Annotated in this window: 2 protein-coding genes; one reads left to right on the plus strand and one right to left on the minus strand. The window is 68.9% G+C overall.

Going from position 1 to position 1,677, the window contains the following annotated elements; all coding sequences use genetic code 11:
* The first annotated feature begins 113 nt into the window (after nucleotides 1–113).
* Nucleotides 114–662 (plus strand): hypothetical protein, encoded by a 549-nt coding sequence (locus ACIPSA_RS51375; protein ID WP_402649249.1) that lies wholly within the window; start codon nucleotides 114–116, stop codon nucleotides 660–662.
* Here ACIPSA_RS51375 and ACIPSA_RS51380 read toward each other — a convergent pair.
* On the minus strand, nucleotides 619–1,410 hold the full coding sequence (locus ACIPSA_RS51380) for an IS5 family transposase (protein WP_402649251.1): 792 nt from the start codon (nucleotides 1,408–1,410) through the stop codon (nucleotides 619–621). The two genes, ACIPSA_RS51375 and ACIPSA_RS51380, sit on opposite strands and share 44 nt — an antisense overlap.
* Nucleotides 1,411–1,677 lie beyond the last annotated feature (267 nt).

Genomic DNA, 1,677 nt, shown 5'->3' on the forward strand with positions numbered 1-1,677 from the left:
AGAAGTTGTTGTCTTTCCGGACTTGAGGACTGCGTTTTCGCTGGTGGGGCATAGGGCGGACGTTCCCGTGGGAGTGGTGGCGTGTCGTGTCGTCGCTCCGGTGGAGGTCGTGGATGCCGTCGGTCGTGGGACTGCTGGAACAGCGCGAGATCGCCGCCCGCCGTCGCGTGGATGGGCTGGTGGAAGAAGCCGACCGCATCCAGGCCGAGCTGGCCGTGGCCGAGCGGGAATGGCAGGAGTGGGCCATCGCCCGTTCGCGGGTCGGCGAGGTACTGGCCCCCGTGGACGAGCCCGGGCAAAGCCAGGCCCAGGCCGATGGGACAGCGCCGGCCATGGGACAGGCCGAGGAGACACCGTCAGCGCCGACCGCGGCGAAAGTGAAGTCGCAGGTGCCGGTGTGGCGTGAGGGGCTGGACAGGTCGGTGCTGTCGGTGGACTACCAGCGCATCCTGCAGGCGCTCGCGGACCGTTTCCGGCTCCATCAAGGGCCGCTGACCTGCCAGGAGATGGCCGTCTTGTTCGGCCTGGACGTGGTGCCGGCGCGGGTGGAGGCATTGCGGTCGAAGGCGAAACGCCTGGTCGCGCGCGGTTGGCTGGCCGAGCCCGCGCCGGGCCGGTTCACGCTCGCTGCGGGTGTGGCCGGGCCAGGCGGCGGGTCATGAGCAGGATCATCGACCAGTAGATCATCGCTTCGGCGCTGGTGGTGCGGCGCTCGTAGTCGCGTGCCAGGCGGCGGGTGCGCATCAGGTGGGCGAAGAGACGCTCGACGATCCACCGCTTGGGCAGGACCACGAAGCCGCGCATGTCGTCGCTGCGTTTCACGATCGCCAGGACCAGGGCGAACACGGTGAGGCAGTAGGCGACGAGGCTGCCGGTGTAGCCGCCGTCGGCCCAGACCAGCTCCAACTCGTGGTGTGTGTCGGTGACTTGCCGCAGCAGCACGTGGGCGGCGGTGCGGTCGCCGACATCCGCGGCGGTGACCATCACGCCCAGCAGCAGGCCGAGCGTGTCGACCACGACGTGCCGCTTGCGCCCGTTGATCAGCTTGCCGCCGTCGAAGCCGCGGCTGTCGGAGCTGACGACGGCGTCCGCCTTGACGGACTGCGAGTCGATCACCGCGGCCGTCGGCTCCACGTCGCGGCCCAGCTTCTCGCGGACCCTGGCGCGCAGCCGGTCGTGGAACTCCTTGACCAGGCCGTGGTCGCGCCAGCGGCGGAAGAACGCGTAGACCCGGTCCCACGGCGGGAAGTCCACCGGCATCGCCCGCCATTTGATGCCATTGTCGACCAGGTAGCGGATTGCGTCGAGTATCGCCCGGTGGCAGTACGCCTCCGGCTGCCCTCCCCGGCCACGCAACCAGCCCGGCACCGGCAGCAGCGGCCGGACCACGGCCCACTCCGCGTCCGTCATGTCCGAGGGATACCGCCGAACACGTTCCGGGTGATCGGCCGCATTCCCGAACCGGTGAGCGACACAATCACACGACGGAGACGCCGAGTTGAACTCTACCGGCGCCAGCACGTACAACTGCGGCAACAGGGTCTCCTGGATCTCGGTCGGCTTCGCAACCCCGAGCTACCAAGAGGCCCTGCCTTCATGCCCGCAGCCAGCGGCAACCACCCGATCGAGACTCCCGTTCGACGCACACCCCTCAAGATCGGAACGACAACAGCTACT

It is taken from the genome of Streptomyces sp. NPDC086549, assembly GCF_044746205.1.
In the GTDB taxonomy this organism is placed as follows: Bacteria; Actinomycetota; Actinomycetes; order Streptomycetales; family Streptomycetaceae; genus Streptomyces.

Excerpts from the sequence above, each read along its gene's own strand:
- ACIPSA_RS51375 (WP_402649249.1), top strand. The coding sequence starts at position 114 with ATGCCGTCGGTCGTGGGACTGCTGGAACAGCGCGAGATCGCCGCCCGC.
- ACIPSA_RS51380 (WP_402649251.1), bottom strand. The coding sequence starts at position 1,410 with ATGACGGACGCGGAGTGGGCCGTGGTCCGGCCGCTGCTGCCGGTGCCG.